20 protein-coding genes are annotated in these 18,775 nt (G+C 48.3%); 8 read left to right on the top strand and 12 right to left on the bottom strand.

Annotation, left to right across the window (positions count from 1 at the left end; translation table 11 throughout):
* Window positions 1-41 precede the first annotated feature (41 nt).
* From J4760_RS10005 to J4760_RS10020, 4 genes are all read right to left on the bottom strand, one after another.
* Window positions 42-458: a universal stress protein gene (locus tag J4760_RS10005; protein ID WP_237605601.1), complete on the bottom strand. Its 417-nt coding sequence runs from the start codon at window positions 456-458 to the stop codon at window positions 42-44.
* 4 nt (window positions 459-462) lie between these two features.
* Window positions 463-792 (bottom strand): YrhK family protein, encoded by a 330-nt coding sequence (locus tag J4760_RS10010; RefSeq protein WP_145288115.1) that lies wholly within the window; start codon window positions 790-792, stop codon window positions 463-465.
* Between the two features lie 95 nt (window positions 793-887).
* The gene (gene chrA, locus J4760_RS10015) at window positions 888-2,078 is read right to left on the bottom strand and encodes a chromate efflux transporter (protein ID WP_237605602.1); all 1,191 of its coding nucleotides are present in this window, start codon (window positions 2,076-2,078) and stop codon (window positions 888-890) included.
* A 94-nt stretch (window positions 2,079-2,172) separates the two neighbouring features.
* Window positions 2,173-3,168 carry a zinc-binding dehydrogenase gene (locus J4760_RS10020; protein ID WP_237605603.1) on the bottom strand — a complete coding sequence of 332 codons (996 nt, stop codon included), beginning with the start codon at window positions 3,166-3,168 and terminating at the stop codon, window positions 2,173-2,175.
* Between the two features lie 134 nt (window positions 3,169-3,302).
* Between J4760_RS10020 and J4760_RS10025 the strand changes: the two genes are divergently transcribed.
* Window positions 3,303-4,265: a threonine ammonia-lyase gene (locus J4760_RS10025; protein ID WP_237605604.1), complete on the top strand. Its 963-nt coding sequence runs from the start codon at window positions 3,303-3,305 to the stop codon at window positions 4,263-4,265.
* A gap of 27 nt (window positions 4,266-4,292) precedes the next feature.
* Here the strand turns inward: J4760_RS10025 and J4760_RS10030 are convergent, their stop codons facing one another.
* Window positions 4,293-5,267 carry an LLM class flavin-dependent oxidoreductase gene (locus tag J4760_RS10030; RefSeq protein ID WP_237605605.1) on the bottom strand — a complete coding sequence of 325 codons (975 nt, stop codon included), beginning with the start codon at window positions 5,265-5,267 and terminating at the stop codon, window positions 4,293-4,295.
* Between the two features lie 12 nt (window positions 5,268-5,279).
* The gene (locus J4760_RS10035; RefSeq protein ID WP_237605606.1) at window positions 5,280-5,615 is read right to left on the bottom strand and encodes a DUF3219 family protein; all 336 of its coding nucleotides are present in this window, start codon (window positions 5,613-5,615) and stop codon (window positions 5,280-5,282) included.
* A 118-nt stretch (window positions 5,616-5,733) separates the two neighbouring features.
* Between J4760_RS10035 and J4760_RS10040 the strand changes: the two genes are divergently transcribed.
* Together J4760_RS10040 and J4760_RS10045 are read left to right on the top strand one after the other, a co-directional pair.
* Complete coding sequence (locus tag J4760_RS10040) at window positions 5,734-6,192, top strand: DUF2243 domain-containing protein (RefSeq protein WP_145288100.1); 459 nt, start codon at window positions 5,734-5,736, stop codon at window positions 6,190-6,192.
* Window position 6,193: 1 nt separating this feature from the next.
* Window positions 6,194-6,982, top strand: coding sequence for a cytochrome c oxidase assembly protein (locus J4760_RS10045; RefSeq protein WP_237605607.1), 789 nt, complete (start codon window positions 6,194-6,196; stop codon window positions 6,980-6,982).
* A gap of 33 nt (window positions 6,983-7,015) precedes the next feature.
* Here J4760_RS10045 and J4760_RS10050 read toward each other — a convergent pair whose 3' ends face one another.
* A complete protein-coding gene (locus J4760_RS10050) occupies window positions 7,016-8,443 on the bottom strand; it encodes an NAD-dependent epimerase/dehydratase family protein (RefSeq protein ID WP_237605608.1) in 1,428 nt (475 codons plus the stop codon).
* 301 nt (window positions 8,444-8,744) lie between these two features.
* Here J4760_RS10050 and J4760_RS10055 point away from each other — a divergent pair, with 301 nt between their 5' ends.
* From J4760_RS10055 to J4760_RS10075, 5 genes are all read left to right on the top strand, one after another.
* Window positions 8,745-10,388: a peptide ABC transporter substrate-binding protein gene (locus J4760_RS10055; RefSeq protein ID WP_145288094.1), complete on the top strand. Its 1,644-nt coding sequence runs from the start codon at window positions 8,745-8,747 to the stop codon at window positions 10,386-10,388.
* Between the two features lie 66 nt (window positions 10,389-10,454).
* The gene (locus J4760_RS10060; RefSeq protein WP_145288090.1) at window positions 10,455-11,393 is read left to right on the top strand and encodes an ABC transporter permease; all 939 of its coding nucleotides are present in this window, start codon (window positions 10,455-10,457) and stop codon (window positions 11,391-11,393) included.
* On the top strand, window positions 11,383-12,312 hold the full coding sequence (locus J4760_RS10065; protein ID WP_145288087.1) for an ABC transporter permease: 930 nt from the start codon (window positions 11,383-11,385) through the stop codon (window positions 12,310-12,312). The genes J4760_RS10060 and J4760_RS10065 overlap by 11 nt, the downstream gene beginning before the upstream one ends.
* A 5-nt stretch (window positions 12,313-12,317) precedes the next feature.
* The gene (locus tag J4760_RS10070) at window positions 12,318-13,364 is read left to right on the top strand and encodes an ABC transporter ATP-binding protein (RefSeq protein WP_237605609.1); all 1,047 of its coding nucleotides are present in this window, start codon (window positions 12,318-12,320) and stop codon (window positions 13,362-13,364) included.
* Window positions 13,361-14,278, top strand: coding sequence for an ABC transporter ATP-binding protein (locus tag J4760_RS10075; RefSeq protein ID WP_145288081.1), 918 nt, complete (start codon window positions 13,361-13,363; stop codon window positions 14,276-14,278). The genes J4760_RS10070 and J4760_RS10075 overlap by 4 nt, the downstream gene beginning before the upstream one ends.
* Before the next feature lie 84 nt (window positions 14,279-14,362).
* Here the strand turns inward: J4760_RS10075 and J4760_RS10080 are convergent, their stop codons facing one another.
* The 5 genes from J4760_RS10080 to J4760_RS10100 all read right to left on the bottom strand — a co-directional run bounded on the left by J4760_RS10080 (window position 14,363) and on the right by J4760_RS10100 (window position 18,673).
* The gene (locus J4760_RS10080) at window positions 14,363-15,091 is read right to left on the bottom strand and encodes a ZIP family metal transporter (RefSeq protein ID WP_237605610.1); all 729 of its coding nucleotides are present in this window, start codon (window positions 15,089-15,091) and stop codon (window positions 14,363-14,365) included.
* A gap of 95 nt (window positions 15,092-15,186) precedes the next feature.
* Window positions 15,187-16,479 (bottom strand): DUF2254 domain-containing protein, encoded by a 1,293-nt coding sequence (locus J4760_RS10085; protein ID WP_237605611.1) that lies wholly within the window; start codon window positions 16,477-16,479, stop codon window positions 15,187-15,189.
* Window positions 16,480-16,598: 119 nt separating this feature from the next.
* Window positions 16,599-17,114 (bottom strand): DoxX family membrane protein, encoded by a 516-nt coding sequence (locus J4760_RS10090; RefSeq protein WP_237605612.1) that lies wholly within the window; start codon window positions 17,112-17,114, stop codon window positions 16,599-16,601.
* A 136-nt stretch (window positions 17,115-17,250) separates the two neighbouring features.
* On the bottom strand, window positions 17,251-17,691 hold the full coding sequence (locus tag J4760_RS10095; protein WP_237605613.1) for a VOC family protein: 441 nt from the start codon (window positions 17,689-17,691) through the stop codon (window positions 17,251-17,253).
* 115 nt (window positions 17,692-17,806) lie between these two features.
* Entirely contained in the window at window positions 17,807-18,673 is an 867-nt protein-coding gene (locus tag J4760_RS10100; RefSeq protein WP_237605614.1) for an alpha/beta fold hydrolase, read from the bottom strand.
* Window positions 18,674-18,775: the final 102 nt, after the last annotated feature.

The raw sequence follows: 18,775 nt of genomic DNA on the forward strand, positions 1-18,775 counted from the left end.
GTGCAAGATGGCACAAAAAAGACACTTCCATATGGAAGTGTCTATTTGACGATCATTACAGGGATTGTGGCACGCTTGGCCACCTTATGACTGACGCTGCCAAGGACCATTTCCTGAAATATGTTCAAGCCTCTGCTGCCGATGACCAGGACATCATACTTTCCCGTATTCGCCTCTTCGATGATTTTTCTTGCAGGAAGGCCGCGTCGTACCACATATTCATGATCGACTGTCTGCTCACCGAAAAATCGGATGATTGATGATAATGTATCTTTTTTCTGCTTGTTCAGATGCCGTTCTGTCGTCGATCGGACGACATCCTTCTGTGTATCATCCGGATCCATGACATGCAGGATGGTTACATTGACCGTGTCGTCAAGTGCAAGTCTTGCTGCCTCATATCCGGCTCTTCGACTGTTCTCGGAGCCGTCGATGGCAAGAAGTATATTCTTATACATCCGATCACCTCCCGTCTGTCTGATCCGGTGGTTGATGCTGCTGTGAATGATTCTCCTCATCTCCATCCGGTCTTTTCGATGCCTTTCTCATAAAGAAGCCGTGAATCAGCTTTAGAATGGGGCGACCAAGAAGCTGCAGGCTGCCGATGACAAACAAGACCGTGCCGAAGGTCTGGGTGGCTGTCCAGAAGAACAGGATGCTCCCGACAGTGAACCAGATGCCGAGTGACAGGTCATTGAGGATGGACAGCAGCTTATAGCGTTTCCTGAAAAAAATTTCAAACTTGCCGACATCCACTTCATAGGCGGTTTTGTCATTTTTAAATTCCGGCATTTCATTCATCTCCGTTCATGATCGGGTAAAATGTCGCTATAGTGCAATACCCTATCCGGCCATAAGACAATCTCCAGGAGGTAAAGACCGGCTTATCACAGAAACCATGGCATATGCAGCATGTAGCCGCCGGCTACACCGATCAGGACCACCATCCAGGCAGGAATTTTCCACACAAAGAGCAGGAAGAACAATATCAGAGCGAGTACAAAATCGACAGGTTCCAATATGGCGCTTGTAAAGACGGGATCGTAGAAGGCGGCCAGCAGAATGCCGACGACGACTGCATTCACTCCCATCAGAATACCTTGGAAGGCATCATATCTTCTTAATGCATCAAGAAATGGCAGCGCCCCTGCGATCAGCAGAAAAGATGGCAGGAAGACGGCAATTGTAGCCACAATGCCGCCTGGTATGCCGGACATGACCGTACCAAGATAGCTGGAGAAGGTGAATAGCGGTCCAGGCACTGCCTGGGCCATACCATATCCTGCAAGAAATTCATCCGCACCGACCAGCCCGGAAGGTACAACTTCCCTTTCAATCATCGGCAGGACGACGTGCCCGCCTCCGAATACAAGCGCACCTACCCTGAAGAAAATATCGAAAATATTCAACAGGGCATGGTCAATGAGTCGGTTCAGTACAGGCAGTATGATCAGCAACGATGAAAGCAGGGCTAAAGCGGCAATACCCGTATTCCTTGAAATGCCGATCTTGAAAGGAGTGATATTGGATTCAGCCTGCTGGCGGAACCGCATATAGCCGATCGCTCCGCCGGTAATGATGACAAGGATCTGCACCCATGCGGATGGATAGAGCAGCATGATAGCTGCAGCAATGAGTGCCATCGCGATTCTCGGGCGATCAGGAGTCAGTTTTCTCCCCATGCCGATTAATGCATGCAGGACAACTGCAACTGCAACCACTTTAAGACTCTGTATGAAAAGTGCACCTTCCAGGTCGAAGGTCTGATACATCAGAGCAAAAAGAATCAATACAATAACAGACGGCAGAGTGAAACCGAGCCAGGAAAGCATGCCACCAATCATGCCGCCCCTCAGTATTCCTATGGAAATGCCGACCTGGCTGCTTGCAGGACCAGGCAGAAACTGGCATAGTGCAATGATTTCTGCATATGTCCTGTCATCGAGCCATTTTCTTCTGTCGACATACTCGTCCTTGAAATAGGCAAGGTGTGCCACCGGCCCGCCAAACGATGTCAGACCGAGCTTTGTTGACGTTGCAAGTATTTCAAATAATCGGTTCTTCCTATTTTCAGTCATCCATATCCCTCTTCCTGATAATATAGTCCACTTAAATTTATCAGGTCTGTCATGCCAGCACCATAGAAATGAAATATTTTATTCAACATCTGCATCATGCATCCACTGTAAATGCAATCTTGCCCATCATATCTGCACTTTCCAGGTAGTCGAAGGCTGCTTTGTAGTCGGACAGTGGATAGCTCTGATCAATGAGGGGCCTGATCTGGTGCTTTTCTGAGAAATCGAGCATCTCATGCAGCTCCTCTGTACTCGCCATCGTCGAACCGAGCAGGTTGAACTGCCCATAGAAGAATTTTCTCAGATTGAAATCCACGGTATCTCCAGTGGACGCACCAAATGCCACAAGCGTACCTCCTTTTCGAAGCTGATCGAGTGCCTTGCTGAAAGTCATTGCCCCGACACTTTCGATGACCACATCCATCTTTTTGCCATCTAGTGCTTCATCCCAGTCCGCTTCGCTGTCAATCGCGAAATCTGCACCAATATCGAGTGCTTTCCGCCTTTTCTTCTCTGAGCGGGAAGTGATATAGACTGTTGCCCCGACCGCTTTTGCGAACTGGATCAGATAGATGCCTGCACCGCCTGTACCCCCCGGAATCAGAACGCGTGTCCCTTCTTTGACACCGCCACGGGTGAAGAGTGCGCGATAGGCCGTCATGGCCGACAGAGCATATGCACCTGCCTCCTCCCATGTCAGATACTCAGGCTTCGGCACAGCATTTTCTTCAGGTACAACGATGTATTCAGCAAAAGTACCGTGATCCGGCAACCCCAGTATTTCAAAACCTTCCGGCGGTGCATCGCTGTTTTCATGCCAGCCCAATGCCGGGTTGACGATGACGGCGTCCCCTGTTTTCACTTTTTCAACCCCTGATCCCACTGCGTCCACGACTCCAGCACCGTCAGACCCAAGAACGAGCGCCGGATCCTCCGGCTGATGACGATTCGGTATCATAAGGTCCCTATGATTCAGTCCCGCCGACTTCAACTTGATTCTCACTTCGCCTTGACCGGGCTCAGGTATGTCCATATCACCGTACTTCAGTCCGGCCATGCCCTTCTCTTTTTCATGAAACACTGCTTTCATTTCCATTCCTCCTTCAGTCTTTCATTCATCATAAATGTCCAAAGTCCAATACAGCAAACGAATCGTCCTTATTTTTATAAAATTGTGTGTTTTCATTACAATTGTATAATGGAAAGTGAAAAGGAGGGTGAAAGATGACAGTTACGCATGAAGCAATTAAAGAAGCACGCATGAAAATTGCACCTTACATCAGTATGACACCACTGGTGAGAGCGCCTGCCCTGGATGGATTTCTTGGATGCGAAGTCTACCTTAAACTTGAAAATATGCAGGTGACACAGTCATTCAAATATCGCGGCGCCATCCATAAGATGCTCGGTTTGTCGAACGATGAGAAAGAGCGAGGCATCATCACCGCCTCTTCAGGCAACCATGGTAAAGCTTTTGCCCATGCGGCAAAAGCTCTCGGCATCGACGCTACAGTCGTAGTGCCGGACACTGCTGCCCCATTCAAAGTGGCCGCCATCGAGGAGCTTGGTGCAACGGTCATCAAGTGTGATGTGACAGAACGCTTCGCCATGAGTGCACGTTTGGCAGAAAGACATGCCTATACACTTATCCATCCGTATGATGACGTGGACATCATGATGGGGCAGGGCACCGTTGGACTGGAAATCATAGTTCAGCAGCCGGCACTTGATACCATCATTGTGCCTACGAGTGGAGGCGGCCTGCTTGGGGGCATGCTCTCCGCCATCAAACCCACTCACCCCGGCATAGGCATTTATGGCGCAGAGCCCGGCATGATGGCGAGATACAGCGAAAGCCTCGCTCGGAAGAAGCGCGTGAAGATAGAGAGCAGAACCACCATTGCAGACGCTCTGGTTACAGATCAGCCCGGGGTGCATAATTTCCCAGTCATAGAAAGGTATGCAGACGGCATGCTGAAAGCTGACGAAGATTCGATACTGAAGGCGATGAAACTGCTGCTTATGGAAGCGAAAATCCTTGCAGAGCCTTCCGGTGCCATTGGTCTGGCAGCATTTCTTGATGGCAGCCATGTACCGGCTGCAGATGAAAAAGTGTGCTTTGTCATCTCGGGCGGAAATGTCGGATTCGATCAGCTTTCACAGCTTGAAACCATTCATTATGAATAGAGAATAGCCATCCGTGGAGCCGGATGGCTATTCGTTCAGCGCCTGTGCAATATACTGGTAGGACTTCCGCTTGTCTTCCGGAGAAAAAGTGATGGTGATGATCATGAATTCGTCAGCGCCTGTCCTATCCTGGATTACCCGAAGTGCATCTGCCACTTCCTCTGGGTTGCCGATGATCATCTTCTCCTTCATGCTTTGAAGCTTTTTTTCATCTTCAGCTGTCAATTCGTAGGCTTTGGCTGCTTCAATGGACGGTATGGCACCGTCACCGCCATGGGACTGCTGCACTTGCCAGATCAGCCAGCTCATTGCTATATCATGGGCCGCTTCGGTCGTCCTGGCACATACTACCGATACACCCATGATGGTATACGGACGGGAGTCTTGACGCGGTATATACTGCTCACGGTATGCGTCCAGAATCTCAGCCCCATCTTCATCACTCATGAACTGGCCGAAGCAGTACAACAGACCCTTTTCCGCTGCAAATGCCGCACTTTTTCTGCTTGTGCCAAGCATCCATATTTCGGGGCTGTAGAGCGGAAGCGGATGGGCCGCCACACGGGCATCCGTATTCTCGACGTAGCCGACCAGCTCATCAACCAGCTCCGGCATCCTGAAGACCTGCTGCAGGAAGCCATCAGAGAGTGCTTCAGATGCTTCCGCAGAACCCCCAGGCGCCCTTCCGATACCGATGTCCACCCGATCCCCGAACAGCGTGGCCAGCATGTTGAAGTTCTCTGCCACCTTGTACGGCTTGTAGTAGGGCAGAAGTACCGCGCCGGAACCGATCCTTATCCGGCTGGTATGGGCACCGATATAGCCGAGGAACACTTCCGGTGAACTTGAAGCCAGGCTCGACCATGCATGATGCTCGGCTGCCCAGAAGCGTGTATAGCCGTATGCATCACCAGTCTGTGCAAGCTTCATGGAAGCCTCGAGTGCTTCCTTCGGTGTCTGTCCCTCTGCAACCGGCGCCTGATCCAGGATACTCAATTTCATATCTCCACCTCCTTAAGCTTCAATTTCTTGAAGCGTCACTCTGAATTCACCTGTCTGGTTTTCCTCATAGAGATTATCCAACGACGTGGAATAGTTGATGATTGTTCCTCTGAATTCAAGATGTTCTTCCGGTATGCTGACATCGAATGTCCCTCTATAGAGCAGTACTGCAACATCATGATAGTCTTCCGTTGTCACGTCGAAAATGAAGGCCACTTCACGCCTGCCGTCCTTCTCGTGCGCTTCATAGTCCTTCAGTTTGATTTCTGTATCATCCAATATGATTCTGTCGACCATCGACTCATCCTTTTTCTCCAAGAATAACACACTGATATTACGTTTCTGCATGCAACTGCTCATACGTAAAGTCCATGCCTCCGGGCCGAGCGTTAAAAAAGAAATGACAATTTATTTTATCACTACTCAAACAGGGGTATGGAAATAGGAACTGAAAGGAGCGGATGAAATGTCTGAAAAACAAGTACCAAACATAAAGGGAAACGTCGTATCAGGTGTACTGTTCGGAATCGGTCTGATGGCACTGGTCGATGAAATCATCTTCCACCAGCTGCTGCAGTGGCACCACTTCTATGACCGTTCCACTCCATTCATAGGCATTCTGTCCGACGGTCTGCTGAATGCGTTCGCCCTATTCGCTGTTGTGCTGGGACTGTTCATGTTCGCAGACCTGAACCGCAAGCACAATAGACTTATGGCGACATGGACTGCATCTTTCTTTATCGGTCTCGGAGGTTTCCAGCTGTTCGATGGTCTTGTAAACCATAAACTGCTGCAGGTCCATCAGGTACGCTATGGGGTGGAGGTCCTCCCGTACGACCTCGGCTGGAACATCGCCGGGGCTGTGCTGCTCGTCATCGGCATCGTTCTGATGATCCGGACAAGAAAGCAGCGACAGGCGGGATGATATGATGCATACACATATGAATCATACAGGTTTTGCTGCACTCGAAGTGGTGGTCGCCATCATTGCAGCAACGGCCCTATTCCTTTATCCACTGGCGATGTTCATTTCGAATGGAAAGCATTCAAAATGGAAAGCTTCCCGGTATATATGGTGGTTTCTCGGCATCATACTCGCTGCCTCGGCGCTCATCGGACCTTTGGCAGAGCGTTCCCATTATGACTTCAATGCACATATGGCTGGGCATCTCCTGCTCGGCATGCTTGCACCGCTGCTCATTGTTTTCAGTCGCCCGATGACTCTCCTTATGCGCACGCTGCCCAACCAGTCGGCAAAACGCGTCAGCCGTCTGCTGAACAGCAGATACGTCACATTACTCACCCGCCCCATCGTTGCAGCAACTTTGAATATCGGCGGCCTGTACCTGATCTACATGACAGAACTGTTTACGCTCATGCACATGTCCTCCTGGCTTTATGCGCTTGTACATCTGCACGTCTTCCTCGCGGGCTACCTGTTCACAATCTCCATACTATATATCGATATGACGACACACCGTTACAGCTTCCTGCACCGGGGTATCGTTCTCATTCTAGCACTCGGCTTCCACAAGGTGCTCTCCAAGCTGATCTATGCATCCCCGCCGGAAGGCATTCCAGAAACTGAAGGGGAGACGGGCGCGATGCTGATGTATTATGGTGGAGATATCATCGACCTGATGATGATCATCATCCTCTGCTACCAATGGTACAGATCCACTGCTCCAAGAACAGGAAAAGCGAGACCCGCATAGCAAGGGTCTCGCTTTCATCTGTTCTTCAAGGTTTCAGGACTGATTCGGGTTAGTTACATATTTCGCATATCTCGAATCCAGCATATTTGCGAGCAGTCGCGTTTCGAAGCCGAAGGCCTTCATGACAATCAGGTGGATTTTGGCCTGCGTCAGTGTGTATACGAACCATGGCAGCGTCGGTTCGTATTCATGGATGGCGATAAGCACCTCGTCCGTATCGAGAATTCTTCGGAACTCAAGTCGGGCACGCCCCCCTTCTCTTTCCTGTGAAAACTTGCCGCCCTTGATATAGTACAGTATGCGATTCTCATAGGAACGTTCCTTGGACCTGTTGAGAATCAGAATCGGCGACTTGAAGAATGGTAATGCAATCGATGTCTGATCCGCTTCCACTTTCGTACTGATGAACTTGCCGCCGACCCGTGACAACCAGTTGACATAGTAGTCGGCCGTATCATCAATCGACCACTGCTTCGGTATACGGATGCGCTGGACCGACTTCACATCATTCTTCTCCACATCTTCCTTCTGTACAATCTCGATGCCGGACTTTGAACTGCTGTCCATTTCACTATCGAGCGCAATACGGACACTTTCCTTGAACGTGGTCGGTGCATTGGATATTCCCTCTTCGTAATTTTCCTGACGCATCACCATATTGTGTGTGAGACTTTCAAGCAGAGGATAGACCATTTCTTTCGGCTTCTGGACAATGAGGCGCACCCAGAGCTTTGACAGGAAAATGGGAATGATCGGAAGATCCACCATCGGCAGCTTCTTGTCCATAACTTCAGCAGTCTCCACAAACAATTCCTTGTAGGACTTTTCATCCGGACCGCCAATATCGATCGATTCATTATTTTCCGGTTCCCTCTTTACCACTCTCGTCAGTCCGGTGATGACATCCTTAAGTGCAACCGGATGCGTCCGGTTGTAAGCCCATGCTGGCAGCAGCATGCCGGGCAGGCGCTTCACCAGATTGTGCAGAATTGGGAAGGAGGAGCCTTTAGGGCCAACAATCAGTCCCGCCCGCAACGTCGTTACAGGAATGCCGTATGACCCGAGAATCCTTTCGCACTCAAGACGACTGCTCAGATGCGTCGACAGATTGTCGTCATCCGGTATGATGCCGCTCAAGTAGATGATCCGCTTCACACCTTTCTGCTTTGCTGCCCATGCAAAATTGTCGGCCAGTATCGCATCCATATCCTCAAATTTCGCTTGAGATAATTTGGACGAAGGCTGCATGGAATGCACAAGATAGATGGCGATATCGATATCATCCATCACGTTCTCGATGTCGATCTGCGAATACAGATCCGCTTCCTTCCAGGTCACATTCTCCTCATCTTCCTTATTATCCGTATGTCTTGAAACAGCAATGATTTCATAGTCCTCCTTCAGACTTTCAAGCAGATTTCCGCCGATATAGCCGGAGGCACCGGTAAGTAGAATCTTCATTATCTAACCCCTTCTCTCGTATGATACATCTCTATACCCGCTAATCACCGACGTAGTCTGATGAAATCAGGTGACTGGATGGATTGAATGTCTGCTGCATCTTTAGAAATACTTCATACATTTGACATTTCGGGTTTATACATTGATAATGCATATCAAGTAAGCGCTTTCAAATAAGAATCAGGAAGGAGTATAATAATAGAGGAAATTGGAAAGTAAGGTTTCATATTACACATTTGCATTCTTGTAATCTCATTGTAATATGCAGTATAATACGAATAGTAAAAAAGGAGTGAATTGTATGAAAAATTTCAAAGCTTTACTGCTTTTCCTAACTCTAACACTCGTTCTTGCAGCCTGTAATTTCGGCGGAGACAGCGGCGGAGACACTAGTGAAGAGAGTGCTTCAGGCGAAGGAGAATCCGGTGGAAAATCCATCAACCTCTCGATCGCTTCAGATCCACCATCCTTCCACCCGGCACTGGCAACTGATACAACATCAGGTGCAATCATGGCCAGCGTCTTCGAAGGTCTGACACGTCTCGACCCTGAAGGCAATCCGGAACCGGCGATGGCAGAAAACATCGACGTAAGTGAAGATGGCCTCACTTATACGTACACCCTAAGAGATGCACAATGGTCAAACGGTGACCCTGTCACTGCACAAGACTTCGAATATGCTTGGAAATGGGCACTTGACCCTGAAAATGCTTCAGACTACGCTTACCAACTCTACTACATAGAAGGTGCTGAAGCTTATAACACAGGCGAAGGCTCAGTAGATGATGTAGCAGTTACAGCGATTGACGATAAGACACTTGAAGTCAACCTTGTAAACCCGACGCCTTACTTTGACGAACTGACAGCGTTCTACACATACTATCCGGTCAACTCCCAGGTAGTAGAGGAAAATCCGGATTGGCATACAGATCCAGCCGGTGAGGACTACATCGGAAACGGGCCTTTCACACTTGAAAGTTTCACAAGCTCTGATGAAATCGTCCTGACGAAGAACGACAACTACTGGGATGCTGAAAATGTAGCACTCGAAACAGTCAACATCGACATGGTTGAAAGTGCAGCGACAGCACTCAACATGTATCAGGCCGGCGAACTTGACTACCTCGGTTCACCATTCAATACAATTGACCTGAATGCTCTTGAGCAATTCAAGGAAGAAGGTACACTGAATGTCAGTGACCAGGCCGGTACTTACATGTATGTATTCAATACCCAGGATGAAGTAATGCAGAATGTAAACATCCGTAAAGCTCTGACACTCGCAATCGACCGCGAAGGGCTCATCGAAAACGTCACTAAAGGAGAGCAGGTTCCGGCAACCGGCCTTGTTCCTCTGACTATGGAAGGTTTTGAAGAGCCAGGAAACTACTTTGAATCCAACAACATCGAAGAAGCGCAAGCGGCACTCGATGCAGGACTTGAAGAGCTTGGCATGAGCGACCCATCAGAACTTACAGTTGCACTATCCTACAACACTGATGAAGCACACGCAGCGATTGCACAGTTCATCCAGCAAGGCTGGGCTGAGAACCTTGGAATCAATGTTACATTGGATAACGCAGAATGGCAGGTATACCTCGAGACGCTTGATTCAGGCGAATTCCAGGTTGGACGTTACGGCTGGCTCGGAGACTTCAATGATCCGATCAACTTCCTTGAAATCTTCAAAACAGATGGCGGTAACAACGACACTGGCTGGACAAACGAAGAGTATACCCAGCTGCTGAATGATGCTGCTCAGGAAACAGACGAAGCAGCACGCACTGAAATGATGCAAGAAGCTGAAGAGATTTTGATGAGTGAATATCCATTTGCACCGATCTACTTCTACACGAATCTCTCAGTACACGAAGACAAAGTTGAGAATATGAATGCCGATCCACTTGGAAACGTTCAATTGAAATACGTAGATATTCAAGAATAAGAAATATACTGACAGGTGAGTATGCTTACATACTCACCTGTCACTTTTGAGAAGGGAGCGTTACAGATGATCAAATATATAGGTCAGCGCCTGATATATATCATCATCGCTTTATTTATAATCATCACCGCAACATTTTTCCTGATGCGCCTGGCTCCAGGTAATCCTTTTGCGTCTGAAAGAGCAGTACCCCCGGCCATCCAGGAAAGTCTGAATGAAAAATATGGACTGGATAATCCTTGGTATGTACAGTATGGAGAATACCTTCTGAATACTGTTCAAGGTGACTTCGGAACGTCCATGAAGTATAGATACCGCGAAACGAATGAAATGATTGCAGAAGGCTTCCCGATCTCCATGACACTTGGTCTGGAAGCAATGTTCATCGCCGTCGGAATGGGTGTACTGATCGGTACGATTGCCGCCCTCTTCCATAACAAATGGCCGGATTATGCGATGAGCATTGTCGCCGTCATAGGCATATCCGTACCATCCTTTGTCATGGCATCGGTTCTGCAGTATTACCTTGCACTCCAGGTTGGATGGTTCCCTATAGCCGGATGGAATGGCTTCATCTACAGTATATTGCCGGCGGTGGCACTCGCATCCACGCCAATGGCATTCATTGCGAAACTAACACGCTCAAGCATGCTTGAAGAGACAAACAGCGAGTATGTAAAAATGGCTAAAGCCAAAGGTATATCAAAATGGGTCGTTACCTTTAAGCATGCCTTGAGAAATGCACTGCTCCCTGTTGTCACATATCTGGCACCACTCACAGCAGGAATCATCACCGGCAGTTTCGTCATAGAAGAAATTTTTGCGATTCCTGGTATGGGTAAATATTTCGTAACCAGCATCACCAACCGGGACTACACAGTAATCATGGGAACTACCGTATTCTACTCGATCATACTGCTGCTTGCTGTATTGATTGTAGATATTCTTTATAGCTTCATTGATCCACGCATCAAGTTGAGAGGAGGAAAATCAAGTGGCAAATAAAGATATTCCAAAACTCAATTCTTCCGATTTTGAAATTGTTGGATCACGGACTGAGGAAGCGGAAACGCTTGCCAAAAAATCCATTTCCTTCTGGGGTGAAGTGGCTCGAAGGTTCATTAGAAACAAGCTTGCTCTTGTTGGATTCATTACATTGTTCATCATCATTCTGGGCGCAATTTTCGGTCCAATGATTTCGGAATTCACATATAGACAGCAGAATGGCGACTACAATACGAGTCCGAATGGCACCTACTGGTTCGGTACGGACGACCTTGGCCGTGATGTTTTCACGCGTGTATGGGTCGGGGCGAGGATCTCGATCTTCATCGGCTTCGCCGCTGCCATCATCGACTTGATCATCGGAGTTGCCTGGGGGTCTATCGCTGGACTTAGAGGTGGACGTACAGATGAGATCATGATGCGTATCGCAGATATTCTGACTGCCATCCCCTACTTGCTTGTCGTAATCATCCTGCTTGTTGTCATGCAGCCGGGACTGATCCCGATGATCATCGCCCTGTCACTTACAGGCTGGGTGAACATGGCACGTATCACACGATCTGAAATACTCAAACTCAAAAACCAGGAATATGTACTTGCTGCCAGAACACTTGGTGCCAAGAACATGCACCTGATCAGAAAACACCTGCTTCCGAATGCACTCGGTGCCATTCTTGTCACAATGACACTGACAATACCGAATGCGATTTTCACAGAAGCATTCCTCAGCTACCTGGGACTTGGTGTACCTGCGCCACTGGCAAGTTGGGGTACCATGGCAAATGACGGCTATCCCGCCTTGACCAACGCGCCTTGGAGACTATTTTTCCCGGCATTGCTCATCAGTTTGACAATCTTTGCATTCAATGCAATTGGTGACGGATTAAGAGACGCTCTCGATCCTAAGTTAAGGAAGTGATATAGATGAATGAACCAGTTCTACAAATAAAAGATCTGCAGATAGATTTCTCTACGTATGCAGGTACTGTAAATGCCGTCCGAGGCGTCAGCTATGATGTCTTCAAGGGGGAAACACTTGCCATTGTCGGTGAATCAGGTTCCGGCAAGAGTGTGACCAACCAGGCAATCATGAAATTGCTCCCGCAGCCGCCTGCCATCTATTCCGGTGGAGAAATCCTGTTTGATGGCAAAAACCTGCTGGAACAGTCCGAAAAGCAGATGGAAAAAATACGCGGCAACGATATCAGTATGATTTTCCAGGATCCGATGACTTCACTGAACCCGACGATGAAAGTCGGCAGACAGATTACAGAAGTAATGCTCAAGCATCAGAAAATCTCAAGAAGCGATGCTAAAAAACGTGCACTTGAACTGATGCAGATGGTCGGTATCCCAATGCCTGAGAAAAGACTGAACCAGTACCCACACGAATTCTCAGGTGGTATGCGCCAGCGTGTCGTCATCGCCATCGCACTGGCTGCCGATCCCAAGCTGCTCATTGCAGATGAACCGACCACAGCACTTGATGTAACCATACAGGCACAGATTCTTGACGTTATGAAAGATATCCAGAAAAACTCGCAGACTTCCATCATTTTCATCACTCATGACCTCGGTGTGGTCGCCAACGTGGCAGACCGTGTGGCAGTCATGTATGCAGGTGAAATCGTGGAGATCGGTACAGTAGATGATATATTCTATAACCCGCAGCACCCGTATACGTGGGGACTACTGGGATCGATGCCTGACCTGAATGAAGAAAAGGGCCAGAAGCTACGTACGATCGAAGGGTCACCGCCGGATTTGACGGATCCGCCAAAAGGCGACGCATTTGCGCCGCGCAATCCGCATGCGATGAAGATTGATTATGAACAGAATCCTCCAATGTTCAAAGTGAATGATCACCATTTCGCCAAAACTTGGAGGCTGCACCCTGATGCACCTGAAACAGAGATTCCTGATATAATCAAAAACAGATACATGCAGTACTCAGGAGGAGTGAAAGAATGACGGAAGCTATCCTGGAAGTAAAAAATCTTGCAAAGCACTTCGGGCCTAAGAATAACCCGCTCAAAGCTGTAAATGATATTTCTTTCCACGTCATGCCCGGTGAGACACTGGGGCTTGTTGGAGAATCCGGTTGTGGCAAGTCCACTACCGGCCGCACAATCATCAAGCTGTATGAAAAGACCGGTGGCGAAGTCATCTTTGATGGCAAGCATACCGATCAGCTGTCCCGAAAAGAGCAGAAAACATTCAACCAGAACCTTCAGATGATTTTCCAAGATCCATACGCGTCACTCAATCCAAGGATGACCGTCTTCGAGATTCTATCTGAAGGATATGACATTCATGGTCTTCACAAGGACAAGAAGGAAAGACGCCGGAAGATAAACGAACTGCTCGAGTCCGTCGGACTGAACCGTGAACATGCCAACCGCTATCCCCACGAGTTCTCCGGGGGCCAGCGCCAGAGGATCGGTATCGCACGCGCCCTCAGCTTCGATCCGAAACTGATCATCGCCGATGAACCGATTTCTGCACTTGATGTTTCCATCCAGGCCCAGGTCGTAAACATGATGAAGGAGATACAGGAAGAGCGTGGACTCGCGTATCTCTTCATTGCACATGACCTTTCCATGGTAAAATACATCTCTGATCGCATAGCAGTCATGTACATGGGGCAGCTTTTGGAAATTGGTGATGCCGCAGATGTATATGAAAACCCGATACATCCCTACACGAAATCACTGCTTTCTGCAGTACCGCAACCTGACCCTCATACTGAAAAGAACCGCAGAAGAGTCGGTTATGATGCTGACCAGCATAATTACGCCGAAGGTGAAGAAGTGATTCTGAGAGATTTCGGCAACAACCACCAGGCGCTCTGTTCCAAGAAGGAATACGACAGCTGGAGACAATAGAGTCACTCAAACTGAAAACACCCGTAAGCTCAAGTTTAACCTTGGCCTACGGGTGTTTTGCTTTTTATGCCATCTGATTCCTTGTTACAGAAACAGCAGCAGTACAGTATAGCCGAGCATGCCTGAGAAAAAGGCAGGAAAGCTGCTTTCCCTCTCTTCCGGCAATTCTTCCTTCATGACGTTGAGGATGACGCCGCCTGCCAGAAAGGCAGTGAGCACTGAGATGACAAGTATATTCAGCTCCGTGAATACACCGACGAACCAGCCGATGGTGATGGCCACCGCAAGCAGCCAGCGGCCATATCGATCATAGTCATCCTTGTGCGCTGATCTCAGCGCCTTATCATTTGTGATGAAGTGGATGCCCATGGCAAAGAAATAAAGCAGCATGCCCCACTCGGACTGGTATTCTCCTCTGAGCAGCAGGTAGCCGATGATGGCGTTATATAGTGCGAAAGAACAGATGTGAAGCCAGAAGACACCGGATGAGGCCTTGTCTGTCCCCTTTTCTGCACCCCGCTTCCTGGACTTCTTCGCAAGCTGCTCCAATCCATAAAAGATGACAAGCCCGAGCAGCGCAATGATATAGATGTGGCTTTCAAGAAACTCGAGCCCTTCAATTGCCCCTTCGAATTCCTGCTGGTACTCTCCAAGTTCAGGCAGAAGGTGCATGAAGACATATGCAACGGATATGCCCCCGGCAATCGAAAGAAACTTGCTGCGAGGGTCCACTCTCAGAAACTTCATCTGCTTTGAAAGCAGATGAATGATTACAAAACCTATCGCAAATATCAGACTGAACCAGATTCCCATGGCACTACCTCCTGTAAATCGATCAATACAAAGCTGTTCCCGTCGTTATTTTGTATAAACAAACAAAACGGGTATCAGCTGAAGGGACGGCTTGCCTAACGTGCTTCATTCAACGCTTCATCCAGTGCCATTTTCCTGGAATTGATGAATTTATGGTCAACTTCATGTAGTACTGCTTTATCGAAGCGATCGTATATATAACGGCTGAATGGCCTGATCTCCTGTTTGACATCTTCTGAACTGTTCAACGCGATATTCTGCATCGATTCGAGCAGTGTTTCCAGAACGACAACATCCTGCCTGCCATAGAAGCTGATCTGCGAAAGTACATTATACAGCTTTTCCTCCACACTGCTCCTTCTTGTAATCAGGCGTCCAAGGTGGCGGTCATCATGGTAAATGACATACGTCCCGGTATGCTTGAAGCTCTTTATAAGCGCTTCAGTCAAGTAGTGGATGCACTGGACTGCTGTATTCGGGTCATTGATTCCTGGGGAAAGTGCCCGAAGGGCGACATCCACTATTTTATGGAGTCCATAATCCACATCCTGATAGACATTCTGTTCCCTGCCGATTGTGACATTGCTGATCAGGCTATCAGGGACTTCTACATCTTTTCCATGACTGATGGTCAGAATCTCGGTGGATGTCGTTACAAATTCACCAATCAGCGGGGTGACACGGATGACTGCATCATTCTTCTTCGCCCATTGGAACAGGTCATCGTGATCGATGAACTGGATGAAACCAAAGCTCTCGGAACTGAGTACAGTTGTCTCATCATACTGCTCCACCATCTCCGGCTTGAGGCTGGTGACCGATACATGCGCCTGATCCAGCCGCTCCCCTTCCCGATCAATTTCATCCTTGACGTCATCCACCAGTGAATCAATCAGGTTGCTGACCTGTATGCTGGAAGCAACGAAATGGATGAAATAGGCAAAGAAGAACAGGCAGAGTACAGCAAGCAGTACGGCAACGATTGCTGAAATGACTTCTCCTTCAAAAGTGGCCTGCTGCATGAAGGCCAGGGAAAGGATGGAATATAGAAAGCCGCCCATGAACACGCCAAGTACGCGCATCGTTCTTCTATCATTCACAAAGTTGGTAAGAACGCGAGGAGAGAACTGTGATGAGTATGTTGTCAGAACGACCATGATGGTGGAAAAAGTGATGGTCGTCATGGTCAGAAGTGCGCCTGAAATCGAACCGAGTATCTCTTTGGCCAGGTCGACTTCAGTCGCCAGGAAGAACGGCAATTCGAAATCGAGCCTCGGAAGCACATTTATATCAGTATAGACAGCAATCAGGGCAAGAATGACTGCCAGCAGACAATAGAATACCGGTGTCACCCATATGCTGTCTTTTATTTTCAGTATATACTTCATTGCAACGCTCCTATTCATGAAATTCTATAGTTCATCATACCCTGCACAAAGTGGATTACTCAAACCAAAATTAAGAAGAGACCTGCAATCGTCATGATTGCAGGTCTCTTCTAATCAATCTATTCTGTCACTTCACGTCTGTGACCCCGGAGCCTGAAGTGGCGATGGCCGCCTTTATTTTCACGATGCAGGAACCGGTCCAGTCCGAAGCTGCCTGCTTTGTGTCCGGATACCAGGATGATCATGCCGATGATGATGTAGAGCGGATTCACTGATACTGTGCCGGCAAACAGGAATGCAAAGTTCATCATCAGTCCGAAGAATGCAGCATAGGCTGTGAAACCACCAAGCAGAAGTCCGAGACCGACAAGCAGTTCACCCCAAGGTATCATGACATTGATTACGGGGCTCATCGGTAGAAAGACGTTTTCCACTAGAAACGTATACCATGGATAGACCGCATTGCCATCAGGACCGAGAACTGGATTCTGTACCGCATTTTGCAGGAATCCGGATGCATCAAAGCCACCTGTCACTTTACCGAGACCACTCGTAAACCATCCGAAGCCCAAGTAGACTCTCAGAACCAATAGTACCAACTCACTCGCCTTGTGTGCTTTCAACCAACTCATCATAATTTTTTTCTCCTCTCTTATGTTCCGTTCTTTTCTATAGGTTTATTATATGTGAAATTAGTCACAATTACAATACTATATTGTTATTTTTTTCACATTTATTTATAAAAAAGAACCATATGAGAGGAAACCCTTCTCAATCAAGCACCAGCATGTTGGATGCATCGAACTCCCATTCAGCCCCATAGGCCACTTCCCAGTAGTAGCCATCGATATCAGTGAAGTAACCGCCATAACCGCCCCATGATAAAGGCTGTGGTGTCTTTACCACTGTCGCTCCATGCTGGACCACCCTATCCATAATGTCGTCCACTTCCGCTTCTGACTTCCCGTTGTAGGCGAGCGTCACACCATTGAACCCACCTTTCGAAACTTCCGGCGGATTGTCCCTATTGATGTCTGCAGCCAGCTCCTGAATCGGGTAGAGCGACAGCTTCGACCCTTCATTACTGAAAAAGACAACAGTCGGATGTGCCTCGTCTCCAACGATATGAGCTTTGAATCCGATATTCCGGTAAAAATCGAGTGAAGCTGAAATATCCCTGACGCCGAGAGTAACAAGATTGATACGATTCATTCCATCATCTCCTGATCATCATTTTGTTCAATGTAATTATACACTTAAAATAATGGCGATAGAAACCCCTCCTCGTATGAGAAGGGGCATACATCATATTTCTGCAGCGGCTGTTCTAGGAATCGAGAAACTGCAGAATCTGTTCATTCACATATTCCGGCTGTTCCTGATGGACCCAGTGGGTTGCTTCCTCCACCCATGCCACCGAACTGCTGCTTGCATACTTCAGGCTTTCTTCTGCGAGCTTTTTCGACAGAAACTGGTCGCCCGTGCCCCAGATGATCTTTACAGGCATTTCAATCGTATGTTTCGGGATGTGCTTCGTGTTTGCTGGAAGGGCACGATACCAGTTCAGCATGCTCGTCAGCGCCCGAGGCCTTTCCCATGAAATCCTATATGCTCCGAGGTCATCTTCTGTGAATGTACCTCTCCGGCTCGTCTGGACGAGTGCCTGTGCCATATACGCATAATCTTTACTGCTCATGATCTTCTCGGGCAGCATGGGAATCTGGAAGAAGAGAATGTACGAGCTTCTCAGCCCCTGCGAGGGCGTTTTGACAAGCACTTTAGGAAACGCAGCGGGATGCGGCATATTGAGGACGACGAGACGGTTCACCTTCTCAGGATGTGTGCCGGCAAGCTGCCAGGCCACGCCCCCACCCCAGTCATGACCGATGACTGCTGCATTGTCATATCCATAGTACTCGATCAATCCGGCAATATCCTGCTCAAGCTTATTGATACTATAGGCATTTTTGCCTTCCGGCTTATCACTCTTATTGTATCCCCGCTGATCGGGTGCCACGACCCTGTAGCCTGCCCCAGCCAGCACACGGATCTGTTTCCTCCAACTGAACCAGAATTCCGGAAAACCATGGAGCAGAACGACCAGTTCCCCATCCTCGGGCCCTGAAACAGCGACGTGAAGCTGGATGCCATTCGTCTGAATGTACTCGAAGTCAATAATATCAGTTACAGCCACAATACAGTCCTCCTGTCATCATTTCATGCTCCACTATACCCGGTTTCCATCCATGAACCACATGTCCATATTGAAAAATCCTCTCTGCCATCCAGGCAAAGA

Origin of the sequence: Salinicoccus sp. ID82-1 (assembly GCF_021991715.1) — a bacterium.
Lineage (GTDB): Bacteria > Bacillota > Bacilli > Staphylococcales > Salinicoccaceae > Salinicoccus > Salinicoccus cyprini.

Excerpts from the sequence above, each read along its gene's own strand:
- J4760_RS10095 (WP_237605613.1), bottom strand. The coding sequence starts at position 17,691 with ATGAATCGTATCAATCTTGTTACTCTCGGCGTCAGGGATATTTCAGCT.
- J4760_RS10045 (WP_237605607.1), top strand. The coding sequence starts at position 6,194 with ATGATGCATACACATATGAATCATACAGGTTTTGCTGCACTCGAAGTG.
- J4760_RS10080 (WP_237605610.1), bottom strand. The coding sequence starts at position 15,091 with ATGGGAATCTGGTTCAGTCTGATATTTGCGATAGGTTTTGTAATCATT.
- J4760_RS10050 (WP_237605608.1), bottom strand. The coding sequence starts at position 8,443 with ATGAAGATTCTACTTACCGGTGCCTCCGGCTATATCGGCGGAAATCTG.
- J4760_RS10085 (WP_237605611.1), bottom strand. The coding sequence starts at position 16,479 with ATGAAGTATATACTGAAAATAAAAGACAGCATATGGGTGACACCGGTA.
- J4760_RS10025 (WP_237605604.1), top strand. The coding sequence starts at position 3,303 with ATGACAGTTACGCATGAAGCAATTAAAGAAGCACGCATGAAAATTGCA.
- J4760_RS10075 (WP_145288081.1), top strand. The coding sequence starts at position 13,361 with ATGACGGAAGCTATCCTGGAAGTAAAAAATCTTGCAAAGCACTTCGGG.
- J4760_RS10005 (WP_237605601.1), bottom strand. The coding sequence starts at position 458 with ATGTATAAGAATATACTTCTTGCCATCGACGGCTCCGAGAACAGTCGA.
- J4760_RS10055 (WP_145288094.1), top strand. The coding sequence starts at position 8,745 with ATGAAAAATTTCAAAGCTTTACTGCTTTTCCTAACTCTAACACTCGTT.
- J4760_RS10070 (WP_237605609.1), top strand. The coding sequence starts at position 12,318 with ATGAATGAACCAGTTCTACAAATAAAAGATCTGCAGATAGATTTCTCT.
- J4760_RS10030 (WP_237605605.1), bottom strand. The coding sequence starts at position 5,267 with ATGAAATTGAGTATCCTGGATCAGGCGCCGGTTGCAGAGGGACAGACA.
- J4760_RS10090 (WP_237605612.1), bottom strand. The coding sequence starts at position 17,114 with ATGATGAGTTGGTTGAAAGCACACAAGGCGAGTGAGTTGGTACTATTG.
- chrA (WP_237605602.1), bottom strand. The coding sequence starts at position 2,078 with ATGACTGAAAATAGGAAGAACCGATTATTTGAAATACTTGCAACGTCA.
- J4760_RS10040 (WP_145288100.1), top strand. The coding sequence starts at position 5,734 with ATGTCTGAAAAACAAGTACCAAACATAAAGGGAAACGTCGTATCAGGT.
- J4760_RS10020 (WP_237605603.1), bottom strand. The coding sequence starts at position 3,168 with ATGAAAGCAGTGTTTCATGAAAAAGAGAAGGGCATGGCCGGACTGAAG.
- J4760_RS10060 (WP_145288090.1), top strand. The coding sequence starts at position 10,455 with ATGATCAAATATATAGGTCAGCGCCTGATATATATCATCATCGCTTTA.
- J4760_RS10035 (WP_237605606.1), bottom strand. The coding sequence starts at position 5,615 with ATGCAGAAACGTAATATCAGTGTGTTATTCTTGGAGAAAAAGGATGAG.
- J4760_RS10010 (WP_145288115.1), bottom strand. The coding sequence starts at position 792 with ATGCCGGAATTTAAAAATGACAAAACCGCCTATGAAGTGGATGTCGGC.